The sequence below is a fragment of the Streptomyces sp. P17 genome (assembly GCF_032436805.1).
Lineage (GTDB): Bacteria > Actinomycetota > Actinomycetes > Streptomycetales > Streptomycetaceae > Streptomyces.
In genome coordinates, this window is record NZ_JAVRBF010001456.1 from 1 (window position 1) to 238 (window position 238).

General features: G+C 61.3%; 1 protein-coding gene. It reads left to right on the forward strand.

What is annotated here, in order from left to right; all coding sequences use genetic code 11:
• Positions 1-232 (forward strand): lipoyl protein ligase domain-containing protein (locus tag RMT89_RS45335; RefSeq protein ID WP_399499135.1); only part of this gene is annotated, 232 nt, incomplete at its 5' end.
• Between the last annotated feature and the right edge of the window lie 6 nt (positions 233-238).

Below are 238 nucleotides of genomic sequence, written 5' to 3' on the forward strand. Positions count from 1 at the left end.
CGGCAGCCCGCGCGAAGACAAGATCGCCGCCATCGGCATCAAGCTGCGCAAATGGATCAGCTTTCACGGTCTTTCGATCAACGTCGAGCCTGACCTTGACCATTTCAGCGGCATCGTGCCCTGCGGCATTTCCGGCCATGGCGTGACCAGCCTTGTCGACCTTGGGCTTCCGGTGGGCATGGGCGATCTGGACGCCGCGCTGCGCATCACCTTTGCGCGACATTTCGTCTGAAAGTGG